Origin of the sequence: Nocardia coubleae NBRC 108252 (assembly GCF_001612805.1) — a bacterium.
GTDB lineage: Bacteria > Actinomycetota > Actinomycetes > Mycobacteriales > Mycobacteriaceae > Nocardia > Nocardia coubleae.
Genome location: NZ_BDBD01000004.1, coordinates 601,770 through 618,746, shown reverse-complemented (window position 1 = coordinate 618,746; position 16,977 = coordinate 601,770). Strand labels below are relative to the sequence as shown.

General features: G+C 68.1%; 17 protein-coding genes. 12 read left to right on the top strand and 5 right to left on the bottom strand.

From position 1 onward, the window contains the following. Window positions 1-49: 49 nt before the first annotated feature. The 3 genes from NCO8_RS30415 (at window position 50) to NCO8_RS04630 (ending at window position 3,838) form a co-directional block, all read left to right on the top strand. On the top strand, window positions 50-1,639 hold the full coding sequence (locus NCO8_RS30415; RefSeq protein WP_084456526.1) for a serine/threonine-protein kinase: 1,590 nt from the start codon (window positions 50-52) through the stop codon (window positions 1,637-1,639). A gap of 77 nt (window positions 1,640-1,716) precedes the next feature. Then, a complete protein-coding gene (locus NCO8_RS04635) occupies window positions 1,717-2,844 on the top strand; it encodes a serine/threonine-protein kinase (protein WP_084456523.1) in 1,128 nt (375 codons plus the stop codon). Between the two features lie 43 nt (window positions 2,845-2,887). Continuing rightward, complete coding sequence (locus NCO8_RS04630; RefSeq protein ID WP_067636517.1) at window positions 2,888-3,838, top strand: LysR family transcriptional regulator; 951 nt, start codon at window positions 2,888-2,890, stop codon at window positions 3,836-3,838. 55 nt (window positions 3,839-3,893) lie between these two features. On the opposite strand, the gene NCO8_RS04625 is transcribed toward NCO8_RS04630, so the two are convergent. Next, a complete protein-coding gene (locus tag NCO8_RS04625) occupies window positions 3,894-4,163 on the bottom strand; it encodes a DUF2631 domain-containing protein (RefSeq protein WP_067636515.1) in 270 nt (89 codons plus the stop codon). Window positions 4,164-4,258: 95 nt separating this feature from the next. Here NCO8_RS04625 and dxr point away from each other — a divergent pair, with 95 nt between their 5' ends. From dxr to NCO8_RS04600, 5 genes are all read left to right on the top strand, one after another. Continuing rightward, complete coding sequence (dxr, locus tag NCO8_RS04620; protein WP_245655232.1) at window positions 4,259-5,452, top strand: 1-deoxy-D-xylulose-5-phosphate reductoisomerase; 1,194 nt, start codon at window positions 4,259-4,261, stop codon at window positions 5,450-5,452. Window positions 5,453-5,513: 61 nt separating this feature from the next. Further along, window positions 5,514-6,710 carry a M50 family metallopeptidase gene (locus NCO8_RS04615; protein WP_067496282.1) on the top strand — a complete coding sequence of 399 codons (1,197 nt, stop codon included), beginning with the start codon at window positions 5,514-5,516 and terminating at the stop codon, window positions 6,708-6,710. Between the two features lie 116 nt (window positions 6,711-6,826). Further along, on the top strand, window positions 6,827-7,981 hold the full coding sequence (gene ispG / locus NCO8_RS04610; protein ID WP_067636513.1) for a flavodoxin-dependent (E)-4-hydroxy-3-methylbut-2-enyl-diphosphate synthase: 1,155 nt from the start codon (window positions 6,827-6,829) through the stop codon (window positions 7,979-7,981). 80 nt (window positions 7,982-8,061) lie between these two features. Next, a complete protein-coding gene (locus NCO8_RS04605; protein WP_247607075.1) occupies window positions 8,062-8,916 on the top strand; it encodes a GNAT family N-acetyltransferase in 855 nt (284 codons plus the stop codon). Between the two features lie 65 nt (window positions 8,917-8,981). Then, entirely contained in the window at window positions 8,982-10,772 is a 1,791-nt protein-coding gene (locus tag NCO8_RS04600; protein WP_067636511.1) for a penicillin-binding transpeptidase domain-containing protein, read from the top strand. Here NCO8_RS04600 and NCO8_RS04595 read toward each other — a convergent pair. Together NCO8_RS04595 and NCO8_RS04590 are read right to left on the bottom strand one after the other, a co-directional pair. Further along, window positions 10,766-10,957: a hypothetical protein gene (locus NCO8_RS04595; protein ID WP_067496292.1), complete on the bottom strand. Its 192-nt coding sequence runs from the start codon at window positions 10,955-10,957 to the stop codon at window positions 10,766-10,768. The two genes, NCO8_RS04600 and NCO8_RS04595, sit on opposite strands and share 7 nt — an antisense overlap. Before the next feature lie 210 nt (window positions 10,958-11,167). Then, complete coding sequence (locus tag NCO8_RS04590) at window positions 11,168-11,665, bottom strand: peroxynitrite isomerase (protein ID WP_067636509.1); 498 nt, start codon at window positions 11,663-11,665, stop codon at window positions 11,168-11,170. A 114-nt stretch (window positions 11,666-11,779) separates the two neighbouring features. Here NCO8_RS04590 and NCO8_RS04585 point away from each other — a divergent pair, with 114 nt between their 5' ends. The 3 genes from NCO8_RS04585 (at window position 11,780) to NCO8_RS04575 (ending at window position 14,601) form a co-directional block, all read left to right on the top strand. Further along, the gene (locus tag NCO8_RS04585; protein WP_245655231.1) at window positions 11,780-13,126 is read left to right on the top strand and encodes a TIGR03118 family protein; all 1,347 of its coding nucleotides are present in this window, start codon (window positions 11,780-11,782) and stop codon (window positions 13,124-13,126) included. A gap of 129 nt (window positions 13,127-13,255) precedes the next feature. Continuing rightward, window positions 13,256-13,720 carry a DUF4254 domain-containing protein gene (locus NCO8_RS04580; protein WP_084456514.1) on the top strand — a complete coding sequence of 155 codons (465 nt, stop codon included), beginning with the start codon at window positions 13,256-13,258 and terminating at the stop codon, window positions 13,718-13,720. 56 nt (window positions 13,721-13,776) lie between these two features. Beyond that, window positions 13,777-14,601 carry a thioesterase domain-containing protein gene (locus tag NCO8_RS04575; protein ID WP_067636505.1) on the top strand — a complete coding sequence of 275 codons (825 nt, stop codon included), beginning with the start codon at window positions 13,777-13,779 and terminating at the stop codon, window positions 14,599-14,601. Window positions 14,602-14,608: 7 nt separating this feature from the next. On the opposite strand, the gene NCO8_RS04570 is transcribed toward NCO8_RS04575, so the two are convergent. Further along, on the bottom strand, window positions 14,609-15,490 hold the full coding sequence (locus NCO8_RS04570; RefSeq protein WP_067636503.1) for a helix-turn-helix domain-containing protein: 882 nt from the start codon (window positions 15,488-15,490) through the stop codon (window positions 14,609-14,611). Between the two features lie 388 nt (window positions 15,491-15,878). Between NCO8_RS04570 and NCO8_RS04565 the strand changes: the two genes are divergently transcribed. Continuing rightward, complete coding sequence (locus NCO8_RS04565; protein ID WP_067496462.1) at window positions 15,879-16,238, top strand: DUF4254 domain-containing protein; 360 nt, start codon at window positions 15,879-15,881, stop codon at window positions 16,236-16,238. Between the two features lie 3 nt (window positions 16,239-16,241). Here the strand turns inward: NCO8_RS04565 and NCO8_RS04560 are convergent, their stop codons facing one another. Further along, window positions 16,242-16,964, bottom strand: a complete 723-nt coding sequence (locus NCO8_RS04560) for a GntR family transcriptional regulator (RefSeq protein ID WP_067636502.1) — start codon at window positions 16,962-16,964, stop codon at window positions 16,242-16,244. Window positions 16,965-16,977 lie beyond the last annotated feature (13 nt).

Sequence of the window (16,977 nt, the reverse complement as noted above, 5' to 3'; positions counted from 1 at the left end):
GCCTGCACTAAGTTGGATCGGTAATCGATCGGTTCGACAACGGGGGATCATGCTTGCGACGGGGGACGTTTTCGCCGGGTACGCGATCGAACGACAGCTCGGTCGTGGCGGAATGGGTTCGGTGTACCTGGCCAGGCATCCTCGGCTGCCGCGCCAGACCGCGCTCAAACTGCTGAATCCGGAATTATTCTCGGACAACGAGATCCGGGCCAGGTTCGAGCGGGAGGCAGATCTGGCCGCGCAGCTCGAACACCCGAATATCGTCACCGTGTACGACCGGGGCGTCGACGACGGGCGGCTGTGGATCAGCATGCAGTTCGTCGACGGTGTCGACGCCGCCGCCATCGAGCATCCTGTTCCTGCTAGCCGAGCCCTGCACATCATCGAGGGCACCGCCGCCGCACTCGACCACGCGCACGGCAACGGCGTGCTGCATCGCGACGTGAAACCGGCCAATATCCTGCTGGCCGCCACGAACGGCCCGGAGCGCGTGCTGCTCACCGATTTCGGTATCGCCCGTCCCCGCGACGACGTTCACCACCTCACCCAGACCGGAACCTTTACCGCCACCCTCGCTTTCGCGTCTCCCGAACAGCTCACCGGCGCGCCGCTCGACCATCGCGCCGACCAGTACTCCCTCGCCTGCACGCTGTACTCGTTGCTCACGGGAGAAGCTCCGTACGAGGCGGCGAATCCGGTGCTCGTCATTCAAGGTCATCTGCAATCCCCATCGCCCTCGGTACGCAGGCACCGCCCTGACCTCCCTGCCGCGTTGGACGCGGTCCTGGCGCGGGCGCTGGCCAAGCGCCCCGCGGACCGCTTCGATTCGTGTGCGGAATTCGCAGCCGCCGCCCGCCGTGCTCTCACCGGGACGGGTGGACAACCGACGGTATTCGCATCCCCTGTCCACCAGCAGTATTCACGCCCGTCGATGCCCGCGCCGCCGCCCCCGCGACCGGCGCCGGTTCATTCCGCTCGCCCCGTTCCGGCCCGTCGCGGGCGTGGCGTCGTTCCGCTGATTCTGCTGACGGTGTTCGCCGCGATCGCAGGCGCGTCGTATTGGGTGTGGCAGGACGACAGCACCTGGGTGTCGCAGATTCTCAATCGTTCCCGTGCCCATCGCGACATCGCCGCGATGTCGGCGGCGTTCCCGCAGATGCTGCCGCCCGGTGAAGCCGATGGAACATCGCTGTCGAACCCCTACCTCACCGGAGTCGGTGCTGGCGGCCGCTCCTGCGAGGCCTATGTCAATACGACCACGCGCAACGAACTCCAGTGGGAACTGACATTTCAAGAGGCGCATGCCAAATGGTCCTGCAAACCCGCCGACATCAACGCGACCAGATTCGCCTTCTACGCATTCCCCTCCGAGGAGTCGGCGAAGGCGGCGGTCGCCCGATTCGAGCGCGAGACCAAAGATGTGGGCAGCGGATCGTCCGGCACACGCACCGACGACCACCGGGCGCTCTTCTTCAAGGACCATTACGGCAGAGACAGCTACGACATGACCGTGGTCGTCTCCACATTCAGTGACCCCGGCCGAGAACGCTGGGTATTCCTGTTCTCCCGGGATTCGGACGTGCTGGCCGAGGACCTGCCCGAACTACTGAAAGAACTGACCACCTTCCCGATGAGCTAGCGGATGCCCGCGACGGCACGAACACCGTTTTGGTAGGGTCCAGCGCGTCGGACGACGAGCGAGATTCGGGGGTCAGAGTGGTTTCTGACGGGACGGTATTCGCCGGATACACGATCGACCGGCAGCTGGGTCGCGGCGGGATGGGTTCGGTGTACCTGGCCAGGCATCCTCGGCTGCCGAGGTGGACCGCCCTGAAGCTGCTGAATCAGGAGTTGTTCTCCGACGCCGAGATCCGGGCCAGGTTCGAGCGGGAAGCCGATCTGGTCGCCCAGCTCGACCACCCCAATATCGTGACGGTGTTCGACCGCGGTGTGGAGAACGACCAGCTGTGGATCAGCATGCAATACGTCGACGGGATCGACGCGTCGATGCTCGATCCGGCGACGCTGCCACCGGATCGGGCGTTGCAGATCATCCGGGAGACCGCCGCCGCCCTTGACTTCGCGCACCGCGCGGGCGTGCTGCACCGCGATGTGAAACCGGCCAATATCCTGCTGGCCAGGTCCAACAGCCAGGAGCGGGTGTATCTCACCGACTTCGGCATCGCGCGTCTGCGCGACGATTCGGGTCACCTCACCGAGACCGGCTCGTTCACCGCGACGCTGGCCTACGCCGCACCCGAGCAGCTCACCGGTGTCCCGCTCGACCATCGCGCCGACCAGTACTCGCTGGCCTGCACGCTCTACACCCTGCTCACCGGCACCGCACCGTTCGAGGCGCCGAGCCCGGCCGCCGTCATCACCGGGCACCTGCAGTCGCCGCCACCGCCGGTGAGCCCGCGCCGGGCCGGGCTGCCGCCGAATCTGGACGCCGTGATGGCGCGGGCGCTGGCCAAGCGACCAGCCGACCGGTTCACCTCCTGCGAGGAGTTCGTCGAGGCCGCCCAGCGGGCCATGCGCACGGGGACCACCGGTGCCCGCCCGATCGCAAGACCGCCGTCCGGGGCACACGCTCAGCCGTTCCTGGGGATGCAGCCGATGCGGCCGGTGAACACCTCCGGTGCCGCGATCCCGGTCGCACCGGTTCCGCCGATGGCGCCGCGACCGGCGACCCCCGCAGCCTGGGCCCAGCCCGCGATGCGCGCGCCCATGCCGCCACCGCCGCCCGCGCGGGGCGGTTGGGGGTCGATGATCGGGGTGCTGCTGGTGGTGTTCGCCATCGTGATCGGCATCGCGGTGCTCATCGCCGTGCTGACGAACCTGTGATCGGCGCGCCGACCTGTTCGGCGCGTGCCATATTCTGATCCGAATGAGCGACTTCGACGTCACCGCCGCCGACTCCATCGACCTCGTCCGGCTGCGTCGGTTCGTCGCCGTGGCCGAGGAATTGCATTTCGCGCGCGCCGCGAAAGCGTTGCGGATTCCGCGTCAAGCATTGAGCGCCACCGTGATCGAGCTCGAGGGCGAACTCGGCACGCGGCTGTTCGTGCCCGGTGCGTCGCCGACCCAGCTGTCCGAGGACGGCGCGACCCTGCTCGAACACGCGCGGGAGCTGATCCGCGCCGACGAGCAGGCACAGCGCGAGCAGAAGCCGGACGGGCCCGCGAGCCTGCGCGTCGGTTTCGTGCCGGGGGTGACGGTGTCGAAGTGGGCGCGCGTGTGGGGCGAGCGGCTGCCCGACCACCCCCTCGAGGTGCTCGGCGTCGCGCAGAGCGAGCAGGAGAGCGCGCTGCGCGAGGGCCGGGTGGACCTGTGCTTCGTGCGGTTGCCGATGGACCGGTCCGGAATGAACGCGATCCCGCTGTGGGAGGAGACGCCGGTCGCGGTCGTACAGAAGGACGACGCGCTGTCGCTGCTCGATACCGTGAGCCCGGCCGATCTGGCCGACGAACAGCACCACGACAGCGGCGATCTGGATCAGGCCGCGGACGCCCTGGCGATGGTCGCCGCAGTCGGGGGAGTGACGATCGTGCCGCAGTCGATCGCCCGGCTGCACCATCGGCGCGACCTGGTGTACCGCCCGATCAGCGACACCGAGTTCACCCGGATCGCGCTGGCTTGGCCCGCCGACGGCGATTCGGAACTGGTCGAGGAATTCGTCGGCATCGTGCGCGGCCGCTCGGCCAACAGTTCACGCGGCGCGGAACCGGCCAGGCCCGCGCCCGAGCGTGCGCCGAAGAAGCAGGCGCCGAAGAAGCAGACCGCGCAGCGCAAACCTGCCAAGGCCGGACGCAAGCCCGGCGCGCGACGCGGCCGCTGACACGACAATGCCTGCGGCGCGATCGAATCGCGGCCGCAGGCATCGGTGCGGGTGTCTACCTCGGGATGCGCTTGGTGAGCGAATCGAGGACGAGGATCGCCGCGAGCAGACCGGCGAACCCGATGAGGAAGATGTCCTCGACGTGGCCCTGGTGGTTGCCGATGGTCATGCCGAGCAGCGCGATGACGACGAACCAGCCGGCGATGCGGAAGGTCTTGGGCGACTCGCCGCTCCAGCCCCACGCTGCCGAGGGCACCTCGGCGGGGTCGACGCTGGTGGCGACGGCGCGCTCGGTGCTGGCTTTTTCGAGGTCCGTGGCGGCCACGATCGCTCCTTAGGGCTCGAGTTCTGGTTGGGCGAGTGTGCATATCGTGGCATACGACCGTTCGTCGTAGCCAGCAGCCCTGCCACAATGGGCCCGTGTCCCACCACGCACCCCGTGCCGCGCACGGCAATACGACGTCGACCGACCGGGTGAAGGTGCTGCTCCTGGGCAGTACCGGTTCGATCGGCACCCAGGCGCTCGAGGTGATCGCCGCCAACCCGGACCGCTTCGAGGTGGTCGGGTTGGCCGCGCGCGGCGGCAATCCCGCGCTGCTCGCCGAGCAGATGGCCGCCACCGGCACCCGCAATGTCGCCGTGGCCGATCCCGCCGCCGCCCGGCAACTCGATCTCGAGCTCGGCGGGCCGGGCGCGGTGACCGAACTCGTGCGCCGCACCGATGCCGACGTGGTGCTCAACGCCCTGGTCGGTTCGCTCGGCCTGGAACCGACACTGGCCACCCTCGAGGCGGGGACCCGGTTGGCGCTGGCCAACAAGGAGTCCCTCGTCGCGGGCGGTTCGCTGGTCACCCGGGCGGCCGCACCCGGCCAGATCGTCCCCGTCGACTCCGAACACTCCGCCCTGGCCCAATGCTTGCGCGGCGGTCGCGCCGAGGAAGTCGACCGGTTGGTGCTCACGGCCTCCGGCGGCCCGTTCCGCGGCTGGACCACCGAGATGCTCGAATCGGTGAACCCCGACGAGGCGAAAACGCATCCGACCTGGTCGATGGGCCCGATGAACACGCTGAACTCGGCCTCGCTGGTGAACAAGGGCCTGGAACTGATCGAGACCCACCTGCTGTTCGGGGTGCCCTACGACCGTATCGATGTCACCGTGCACCCGCAGTCGATCGTGCATTCGCTCGTCACGTTCACCGACGGTTCCACCCTGGCCCAGGCGAGCCCACCGGATATGAAGCTGCCCATCGCCTTGGCCCTCGGCTGGCCCGACCGCCTTCCCGGCGCGGCCACGCCCTGCGATTTCGGTACGGCGTCGACCTGGACGTTCGAGCCCGTCGACGACGCGGTCTTCCCCGCTGTCCGTCTGGCAAGGCAAGCCGGTGAGGCGGGCGGCAGCGTCACCGCCGTCTACAACGCCGCCAACGAAGTCGCGGTCTCGGCCTTCCTGGACGGTGCGATCAGCTTCCCGGCCATCGTGCGCACCGTCACCCGCGCGGTCGAGGCCGCGGACCGCTGGCGTGCCGAACCCGATACCCTGGACGATGTCCTCGCGGCCGACCGCTGGGCCAGGGAGTTCGCCGCCGAGGTTATCGCCGAAGTACCGACGCCCTGACCTGACCGACTCAACAGGACCCCACCGCGGCGCCAGCCGCCGAGAACAGAGAAAGGGCCAGATGGTATTCGCGTTCGGGTTTGCCCTGTTCGCCGTCGGTATCACGATCTCGATCGCGTTGCACGAATGCGGGCACATGTGGGCCGCGCAGGCGACCGGCATGAAGGTACGCCGCTACTTCATCGGTTTCGGGCCCCGTATCTTCTCGTTCCGTCGTGGCGAGACCGAATACGGCCTCAAGGCGTTGCCGCTCGGCGGCTTCTGCGATATCGCGGGCATGACGGCCCTGGACGAGCTGGAGCCCGAAGAGGTGGACCGGGCGATGTACCGCCAGTCCACCTGGAAGCGGCTGGTGGTGATGTTCGGTGGCATCGCCATGAACTTCCTGCTCGGCTTCATTCTGCTGGTCGTGCTGGCGGTGGGCTGGGGTCTGCCGCAACTCGAGCAGCCGCCTGCCACCGCGCTCGGCACCATGAGCTGCGTCGCCCAGGAGACGCCGGACAAGAAGCTCGCACCGTGCACGGGTGACGGTCCGGCTCAGCGCGCCGGTTTACAGCGTGGCGACGTGGTGAAGGCGGTCAACGGCGTCGAGGTGACCACCTGGGCGCAGTTCCAGGCCGAAACCCAGAAGCAGACCGGCACCTTCACCTACACCATCGAACGCGACGGCGACACCCTCACCGTGCCCGTGACCCCCGAGCGGGTGATGCGTTCGCCCAAGGAGGGTCCGGCTCGCGAGGTGTCCGCGGTCGGTGTGGGACCCGATTACGCCGAACCACAGCAGTACGACGTGGTCGAGGCGATTCCGGCGACCATCGTGTTCACCGGCGACTTCTTCGTCGAGACGGTGAAGTCGCTGGCCAAGATGCCGCAGAAGGTGTCGGCGCTGTGGGAGGCCGTCACCGGCGGCGAGCGCGACCCGGAGACCCCGGTCAGCGTCTACGGCGCCAGCCGGATCGGTGGCGAGACCGCCGAGCGTGGTCTGTGGGGCATGTTCATCCTGGTACTGGCCAGCCTGAACTTCTTCCTCGGCGCGTTCAACCTGCTGCCGTTGCTTCCGCTCGACGGCGGGCACATCGCGGTGGTGCTCTACGAGAAGGTGCGCGATGTGGTGCGCTCGTGGCGCGGTAAGGCCCCCGCGGGCCCGGTCGACTATCTGAAACTGCTCCCCGTGACGTATGTGGCCGTCGTGATCGGCGGTGCGTTCATGCTGCTCACCCTCGCCGCCGACATCGTCAACCCGATCCGCCTACCCTGATCCGCAGACGCCCGCTGTCGCGCCCCTCACAGGGTGCGGCGGCGGCGTGCGCGACTAAGCTCGGAAGCAATCAGCCCAGGTCGATTCGAGATCCGTAGGAAAGAAGGCAGCCGACCGTGACCAGCACTATCGGATTGGGGATGCCCGCCGCTCCCGCTGCTGTTCTCGCACCACGGCGCAAGACCCGGCAGCTCATGGTCGGCAATGTCGGCGTGGGCAGTGACCATCCCATCTCGGTGCAGTCGATGACGACCACCAAGACCCACGACGTGAACGCCACCCTCCAGCAGATCGCCGAGCTCACCGCCTCGGGCTGCGACATCGTGCGCGTGGCGTGTCCGAGGCAGGAAGACGCCGACGCCCTGGCGACCATCGCCAAGAAGTCACAGATCCCGGTGATCGCCGACATCCACTTCCAGCCCCGCTACATCTTCGCCGCCATCGATGCGGGCTGCGCCGCGGTGCGGGTGAACCCGGGCAACATCAAGGAATTCGACGGTCGCGTCGGCGAGGTCGCCAAAGCCGCGGGCGCGGCGGGCATCCCGATCCGCATCGGCGTGAACGCCGGTTCGCTGGACAAGCGGATGATGGAGAAGTACGGCAAGGCCACCCCCGAGGCGCTGGTCGAGTCGGCGCTGTGGGAGGCGAGCCTGTTCGAGGACCACGGCTTCGGCGACATCAAGATCTCGGTCAAGCACAACGACCCGGTCGTGATGGTCGAGGCCTACCGTCAGCTCGCCGCGCAAAGCGACTACCCGCTGCACCTCGGCGTCACCGAGGCGGGACCGGCGTTCCAGGGCACCATCAAGTCGGCGGTCGCGTTCGGCGCCCTGCTCAGCGAGGGCATCGGTGACACGATCCGCGTCTCGCTGTCGGCGCCACCCGCCGAAGAGGTGAAGGTCGGCGGCCAGATCCTGCAGTCGCTGAACCTGCGGCCGCGCAAGCTCGAGATCGTGTCGTGCCCGTCGTGTGGACGCGCCCAGGTGGATGTGTACACGCTGGCCGACGCCGTCGCGGCCGGTCTCGACGGCCTCGAGGTGCCGCTGCGCGTGGCCGTGATGGGCTGCGTGGTGAACGGCCCCGGCGAGGCCCGCGAAGCCGATCTCGGGGTCGCCTCCGGCAACGGCAAGGGACAGATCTTCGTCAAGGGCGAGGTCATCAAGACCGTGCCGGAAGCGCAGATCGTGGAGACCCTGATCGAGGAGGCGATGCGGATCGCCGAGGAGATGGGCACCGAGCCGGGCGCGCAGCCGGTGGTCACCGCGGGCTGATCCCTCACGGTCCGGCGACGGATTCAGCTCGACCCGTACCACTGCGCCCGCTTTCGTGGCAGGCTGGTGCCGTGCGGAGTCTGCTGGAGCCGACGCGACGGTCCAAGGCCACCCCCGCGCGTCCGGTGACCGTGCGGGACCTGGCCGAGGTGCTACGGGTCCTCGACGCCGACCCGGTCGCCTCGTGCATGATCGCGGCCCGTGTCCAGGAATTCGGGCTCGACACCCGTTCCGGCGTGGGCGAGTTGTGGAGTCGCGGCGGCCCGGCCGACTCCCTGTGCTTCTCCGGTGCGAACCTGGTTCCGCTGCGCGGCGATCAACAGGCCCTTCGCGCGTTCGCCGATCGGGCGACCAGGTGGCCGCGCGTGTGTTCCTCCGTGGTCGGCAGGCAGGAGCTGGCGCTGCCGCTGTGGGAGATGCTGGCGCCGAGTTGGGGACCGGCGAGGGAGTTACGCGCCGACCAGCCGCTGCTCGCCCTGGCGCAACCGGCCCTCGCCCGCCCGGACAGCGCGGTGCGACGAGTGCGGCCCGACGAGATCGACCGCTACCTCACCGCCGCGATCTCCATGTTCATCGAGGAGGTCGGCGTCGACCCGCGCGCGGGCGACGGTGGTCGCGGTTACCGACGCCGCATCAAGAGCCTCATCGAATCCGGCCGCGCCTGGGCACGTTTCGACGACGGCGAAGTGGTGTACAAGGCCGAGATCGGGTCGTTGTCACGGCGCACCGGTCAGATCCAGGGCGTGTGGGTACATCCCGAGCATCGCGGTGCCGGGGTGGGGACGGCGGGAACGGCCGCCGTCGCGAATGCCGTTGTGTCGACGGGCCGTACGGCCAGCCTGTACGTGAACGACTACAACCAGATCGCCCGACGTGCTTACAGCCGTGTGGGTTTCCGTCAGATCGCCACCTTCGCGACCGTCCTCGTCGATTAGTTTTCCGCCGCTGACCCGGCGTTGTTGCGTCGTCGGCGCCCGGTTCGCCGTTACCATCTGTGCCGATGAGAACTCGGATGTTCACCACCTGTGCGGTGCTCGCGCTCGCGCTCTCCTCGGGCGCGTGTTCGACGGGTCCGCAGGGGCCGGTGCCCGCCGCCCAGGATTTCGCCGAGGCCCTGGCCGACCGCGATCTGGTCACCGCGGGTGGTCTCACGACCTCGCCCGAGAAGGCCACGGCCGCACTCACTTCCACCTGGGACGCGCTGCAGGCCGAGAAGCTCACCGTCCGCACCGGCGACGCGCGCGTGCAGGGCGACACCGCCACCGTCGACTACACCTACGAGTGGACACTGCCCAAGGGCCGCCGATGGACCTATTCGGGTGAACTGCAGATGGGCCGCAGCGACGGCCGCTGGCTGGTGCGCTGGACCGCCACCGACATCCACCCCAAACTCGGCGACACCCAAAGCCTGGAGTTACGAACCCAACCCGCGCCGCGCGCACGGGTCAACGAGTCGGCGGGCAGCGATGTGCTCGTGCCGGGCAAGGTGTCACGGGTGCGGTTCACGGTCGCCGACGCCCCGGACCCCGACCGGGTCGCGGGGGCCCTTGCCGCTGCGCTGAGCCGCATCGATCCGGTGGCCTACACCCCGCAGGCCATTCTGTCGGCCGCGCGCAAAGCCGATGGGGCGTACACGGTCGTCCTGCTCAGCGAGTACGAGGCCGAGACGCTCGGCGGCCACCTGATCGGTCTGCCCGGAGTGACGCTCACCCAGGAGTGGGACATGGTGCCCACCGATCGCAAGTTCGCCCCCGACCTGCTCACCCAGGTGCGCAAGACCGTGATCGCCGAGGTCGACGGCAAGGCGGGCTGGAGCGTGGTCACCCGCAACGCCAACGGCGCGGATCTCGATGTGCTGCACGAGGTCCCGGCCCAGCCTGCGCCGTCGTTCGCGCTCAGTATCGACCGCTTCGTGCAGAATTCGGCCCAGCACGCGGTCGACCTGCGCACCGAGCAGACGATGATGGTGGTGATCCGGCCCTCCACCGGCGCGATTCTCGCGGTGGCCCAGAACAAGGCCGCCGATCGTGACGGCCCCGTGGCAACGAGCGGCCAGTACCCGCCCGGCTCGATCTTCAAGACGGTCACGGCGTCGGCGGCGATGGCGGCGGGTATCGCGACGCCCGAGACGGTGCTGCCCTGCCCCAGCCGGACAACCATCGGGGAGCGCACGATTCCCAACTACAACCTCTTCACGGTCGGTGACGTGCCGATGGCCACCGCCTACGAACGCTCCTGCAACACCACCTTCGCGCGGCTGGCCAGCCGGCTCGAACCCGACGCGCTCACCGAGGCCGCCGCCCGCCTCGGCATCGGCCAGGACTACCGGGTGGCCGGGCTGCCGACGCTGTCGGGGTCGGTGCCGCCCGCCGACGGGCTGGTCCAGCGCGCCGAGGACGGCATCGGCCAGGGCCGGGTGGTGACGAGCCCGTTCGGGATGGCACTGATGGCCGCGGCGGTGGCGCACGGGTCGGCGCCGGTGCCGTATCTGATCGCGGGCAGGCCCACCGAGATCGTCGGTGAGCGGCCCGAACTCGCGCCCGAGGTGGTCGAGGGGTTGCGCGAGATGATGCGGATGGTCGTCACCGGCGGCACCGCCGAACGCATCCGCGATCAGGGCGAGGTGTACGGCAAGACCGGTGAGGCGGAGGTCGACGGCGGATCGCACTCGTGGTTCGTCGGCTACCGCGGCGACATGGCCTTCGCGACATTGCTGGTCAAGGGTGGCAGTTCCGACAACGCGGTCGCCGTCACCCGTGACATGTTCGCGGCGCTGCCGCCCGGTTACTGAGCGCGATACGGCGGGACGACGTAGGCGTCTTTGTCGGTGTGCTCCACCGCGTCGCGGTGGACCACTTCATAGCCGGGAGCCGGTTTGGGCGGCGCGGATTGGACTCGGGCGTCGAGCAGATCGATGGCCATGGCACCGCCGAGAATCATTCCGGCGGTGGTCAAAATCAGGGTGGAACGGCTCATATTCGTCTCCCTCGTCCAGGGTTTCGACGTGTTCCGAATGGGAGAACCGTAGAACGCGGAAGCGCTCGGCAACAGGCGGCGGCAGTAAGCGACACACAATTGTTGCCATATGTGCGGGCGTGTTCGAACGTAATCGCTATGCGACCGTGACGATCCGCCATCGCGGTCGAACACGCTGCTCAGCGGGTACGTGCAAATGAAATTGCATTGTCACGCACGTTGCAGGGTGGCGCTCAGATGATGTTGCAGGGATTCGCCGACGGCGGCCATCCGCAGCGTGTACTCGATGGTGTCGCCGGTCACATGGAAGGAACGGCCTACCGCCGTCACCGATTTCGCCGACCCGCTCAACCCGATATTCGTCGAATTCAATTCGAGCCGAATTCCGTCGACGGTTTCGGTGAGTGTTCCCTCGCAGATCTCGGTGATTCCGGTGGGGTGGGCGAGCACCAGTTCGACCTTGCTGGGTGCGGGGGCGCGCAGATAGCCCGTCTCCGCGTGCAGCGGGCGGCCGTCGTCGGCGGCTTTGGTCCGCTGCCGGTAGGTCAGGAACGGGCGGCCCAGATGACCGAAGGTGATCTCCTCGACGTAGTCGAAGGGATCGATGGTCGGGTACTCACCGTGACCTCGCCCGCGCCAGGTACCGAGCAGCGGTGCGAGGGCGGCGACGGCGGGATGCGGGGCGATGGGCGCGCTTGGTTCGACCACGCGCGACAGCCTAGACCTGCCACCACAGCCATGTTCACGGCACACCGTCACACGGGTCGGGATAAGGTCAGCGTCGCCTGAACGCCGTCCGGCGGAGGTCGAAAGGAATGAACGTTGAACGGACATGTGAGGGGCACCCGCCGGGTGCTGTCCGGGCCGGTGCGCGGTGCGGTTCTCGGCGCGGTGCTCCTGGTCGCTGCCGCGTGCTCGGGCACCGATCCGGCGGGCGACGGTGTCGCCGCCCTCGACGGCAACCGGTACAGCCAAACCGATCTGGCCGCCAGCTCCGACTCCTATCACGCCCAATTCACCATCGCCGAGATGGTCGACGCCTGGGGTCTGGCGACCCGGCCCAAGGGCGCGGGCGGACATTTCTGGGTGGGCGCGGGTGGAAAGTCGTTCCAGTTCCTCGGAGATGTCAGCGAGTCGACGGATCCGGCATTGCAGAAACTCACCAGGGACCAGTTCGAATCCGTCGCGATTCCCGGCACCGATGCCGATCCGTCCGACAAGTCGGCGGGCAAGACGACCGGTGTGGTGTTCAACCCGGCGCCGATCAATTCCGATCTATTCGCGGTGCGCGACCAGTGGGTCGATCTGAACGGAATGCCGGTCCCGCTCGGCGGTTCGGCCCGGTTCATCGTCGGCACCGATTCCGGCAGGATCAACGCCTGGACCGAGCAGGCGCCCGACGGAGCCGTCATCCGCCGCAACGGCGGCGCCAACCAGGTTTTCGACGGTTCGGCCCAGGGCATGTCGTTCCTCGGGCTCGCGCTCGCACCCTCCGGTGACAAACTGCTGGCCGCCGACTTCGGCGCCGACCCGCAGATCCGCACCTTCGACAAGTTCTGGCAGCCGGTGGCGACCACCGGCTTCGCCAACCCGTTCGCCACCGGCAAGCCCGTCGACCCCGCCAGTCCGGAGAAGGGCAACAAGGCCGTTCCCGGCGACCCGGCACCGTTCAACATCACCACGGTCGGCAGCCGGGTGTTCGTCTCCTACGCCGTGACCAAGGCCGACAAGAAGGACACCGAGGCCTTCGACAAGGGCGAGGAGGTCTCGCTCGACGCCAAGGCCGACGAAGCGGCAGGCGGCACCCCGGACAAGGGCAAGGTCGCCGAATTCGACGCCGCGGGCAAGCTGGTGCGCATCATCGACGACGGCGGGCGCCTCAACGCACCGTGGGCGGTGACGATCGCGCCGTCGAACTTCGGTGCGCTCTCGGGCAAGTTGCTGATCGGCAACTCCGGTGGCCTCGGCCGGGTCCTCGCCTTCGACGACACCACCGGAACCTTCGTCGACTACCTGCGCGACAGCGACGGCGAGCCGGTGCAGATCGAGGGGTTGTGGGCGTTGACGTTCGGCAACGGTGAGAGCGCGGGCGACGCCGACGCGCTGTACTTCACCGCGGGCCCACGCGAGGAGAAGGACGGCCTGTTCGGCAGTCTGCGCGCGCTGTAGCGCGGCGGGCACACGCCAGGCGAACAGGACAACCTGGATGTCCGCAGGCCTGTTCGCTTCCGTCTGGCATCGTGGTAGGGGACAGTGGTGGCGGAGTGTTTGCCGGGGTGGCCGAGCCGGAGGTGCCAGATGACGGTGATGCGCTGTGAGACGCGGTTTTCGGTCGACCGAACCAGGTTGCCCGGGCGTGAGCTGATGCTCGCCGCGTTCCGTGGGCTGGCCGAGGGCTACCACCCGGTGCTGCACGCGGCGGCCGAGCTCGCCGTGCTGCACCAGGTGCGCGACCGCACGCCGGCCTTCGAGGCGCCCGGCCTCGACCGTCGCCGGGCGCAGCTGATGCGCGCGATCGACCGCTGGGTGATCCTGGCCGCCCCGCTGCCCTCGGCCACCGCCGCCGAGCACTGCGAAACCCTCGGCATGCTCGTCGACCGGCTCGCCGCGCACAGCGCGCGGCTGTTCGTCAGCATGGCCGACGCCACCGACGCGCAGTTCTACGACGAGTGGGCCCGGCTCGACGACCTCGCCGAGAGCTACCAGCGCCTGATCGACGATCTGTGGGCCGGTTCCCGCTGTCTTCCCTCGGTCGTCCACTGACCGGTGCCCCCGGAATTGTTGGCTCGGTAGAACTTTCGTACGACGTACCATTTGTTGTGCGCACAGACGAGGAGCAGGCGCAGACCTGCGAGTGGTCCCGCGAGGTGTACGCCGAACCGCGACCCGCTGCCGCGGTGTCGACCGTGCTGCCGATCCGTCCACGCTCGGATTCGGTCGACGGCACACCGCTGTTCTGTCTCGCCGGTGAGGCGGGCCTGGCTTGGCCGTTCGCCTGCCTGCTCGCCCACCTCGAGCCGGAGGTACCCGTCTACGGGCTGCAGACGCTTGTCGACCGGCCGACGATCGGCGACTACGCGCAGCACTTCCTGCCCGAGATCCGCCGGATCGCTCCGCAGGGGCCGTATCGGTTGCTCGGATGGTCGGCGGGCGGCCTCGTCGCGCAGGAGATGGCAGTGCGGCTAGGGGAGGACAACCAGGTTGTCCGGGTTGTCCTCCTGGGCACGGATGCCGGTGCCGGACCGCTGTCGCCGACGGCGCCGGGCAGATTCGTCGAGCGGCTCATCGGCGTCGCGGACAACGAATCCCGTCCGCCCAACCATGAAACGGGCATTGACACGTCAGCGGCCGAATTGACCGACAGGCTGGCGGGCACGATCGCCATGACGGGCGACGAATTGCGGCACCTGATCGATCACTCCGACGCGCTCGCACGCGCAGCGTCGACCCACCCCCCACAAAGCCTCCCCGGCGAACTCGTCCTGGTCGTCCCCGAGCGCGATCGACCCGATGCGGCTGCCGCGGTGGAGGACTGGCGACGCCTGGTGACGGGCAACCTGACGGCCCATGCCGTCGACGCGACCCTCGACGATCTCCTCGCACCCGAGGTTCTCGGCCGGATCGCCGGCCTGCTCACCGCATAAGTCGTGGCTACCGCGCCCGATCCACCCCGGCCGCGATCTCGTCGCGTGCCCGCTGAATCAGCGCGGCGGAATCACGTGGGCTCAGTGCCATGGCCCGCAACTGGTCGAAGATCACGCCGAATCGGCGGATCTCCGAATGACCTTCGACCAGGTCGTGCACGGACATGCTCTCCACGTACACCAGTTCGGGGTCGACCGGATTGCGGAAGTCGAGCAGCGTGAACGACCCGGCCATGCCGGGATGCGCGCCCGCCTCGAACGGCAAAACCTGCAGGATCACGTTCTTGCGCTTGGTCTCCTCCAGCAGCCGGTCGAGCTGGCCGACCATGGTCACCGGACCGCCGACCACCCGGCGGATGGCGGCCTCGTCCATCACCACCCACAGCTCGAGCGGATCGTCCTTCGTCAGGTTCACCGCGCGGTCCATGCGCGCCTTGGCCCGGCTCTCCATCACGGAGGCATCGAGGCGCGGCATCGACGTATCGATCACCGCCGCGGCGTATTCGAAGGTCTGCAATAGGCCGGGCACAGTGGAGGTCTGGTACTGGCGTGCCGAAAGTGCTTCCGCCTCGAAGTTGATGTAGGTGGCGTAGACATCGGACAACGCGCCTTCGTACGCATGTGACATACCCGGTTTGAGCGCGTCGCTGAGCAGGCTCATGGCCTCCTCGCGCATTTTCTCGCTCACCTGGTACAGGTCGAGCATCGCGCTGAGCGTGCGCCGCTGCGGGCGCGCCTGCGCCATTTCGATGCGGTACAGCGTTGTCACGTTGATGCCGGTGCGCGCGCTCACGTCCTCTTTGCTGAGCCCGGCGGATTCACGCAGCTCACGGAGCATCGCTGCGAGCCTGCGAAGCCGGACGGTGAGTGTGGTTCGCTTGCCTGCCATGGGTGCCCCTTCGCCTGTGGCGCGTCACGTGAATCGCATTATTGCGCTGCTCGTCCATGCTGTCACGGGTTCGGGAAAGAATGCCGGTCGGCCTGTTCGTTGGTGGTCAAGTGACCCGCGGTTCTGTCAGGGCGGCTTTACTGCAGGAGTGACAACGCAATCTTGCGTTTCCCGTTGTGAGCGAGCATGATCCAGTTAGCCTGGTTGCGAGCAAGCCGAACAGAAGACCGGGATAACCGAATCGAGAGCCAATCATGTTGGTAGACAAATCTTGGGTGTCGGGTGAATTCGGGGCGTTGCGATGAGCGCGCCGGTGATGGGTGGGGTACTGCCGACGGCGCCACAATTGTTGTGCGCCTTCCAGGGGCGGCGTTTCCAGGATCGCGAATTGCTGCGATCGGCACACGCGCTCGCTGAGCTGCACGAACGGCGGGCACAGGTGCGTGACGCCGCATTGATCGCCGAAATAGATTGCCGTCGAGGAGAACTCGTCGACGACATCAACGACTGGATTGTCGCCGAGATTCCGGTGAATCGGACGGGTGCCTCGCTGCACACCGAAAGTCTCGGCGCCGTCGTCGACCGGATGGCGCGAAGCTGGGTGGATGCCAACCAGGCCATCGATCTGGACGGCGCGCGAAGCGACAGCACGCACAAACATTGGTATCACCTGGCCGAGCTGGTCGACGGCTACACCGACCTGGTCACCGATGTGATCGGTGGCAGGCGAAGGCTGCCCGAGCAGTAGGGGCTACGCGGGTTCCGGTGACAGCCTCGCCTCGAAGGCGACGCGGTCACCACGATAGAGCGAGCGCACCCGTTCGATGGGTGCGCCGTCCGCATCGACACTTCGCCTGTGCAGCAGCAACATCGGTAGTGCGGTCGTGCTTTCGAGCAGGCCCGCCTCCCGCGGCGAGGCGAGAACGGTCTCGATGCGTTCCCGCGCACCGGCAAAGCTCACGCCGGTGGCGCGGATCGCGGCGTAGAGCGACGTGGTCGGGTCGTAACTGCCACGAAGCCCGCCGAAGCGATGCAGTGGCAGATAGGTGCTTTCCAGGCCGATGCGTTCACCGTCGGCCAGCAGGACGCGTTCGAGGTGCATCACCGGCGTGCCGGGTTCCACCTCGAGATCGGTCGCGGTCTGCGCGTCGGCGGGAACGTCTTCCCAGGCGACGACTATGCGACCGGGTACGCGGCCGAGACTGATCGCGCCCTCGGTGTAGGAGCGCAGCGACAGCGGTTGGGTGAGTTTCGGCCGCGACACAACCGTTCCGCGTCCGCGTCGGCGAATCCTGCCCTCCACCAGCAGTTCCCGCAGCGCGTGGCGCACCGTCTCGCGCGCCACTCCGAAGCGGGTGGCGAGATCGCGTTCCGACGGCACCGGGTCGCCCTCGTCGAGTTCGGCGAGGATCGCGTCGATCTCGGTGCGGACGCGGAACACCTTCGGGACGCGCGTGGTGTGCGGTGAATCCATGCCGCTCAGCGTA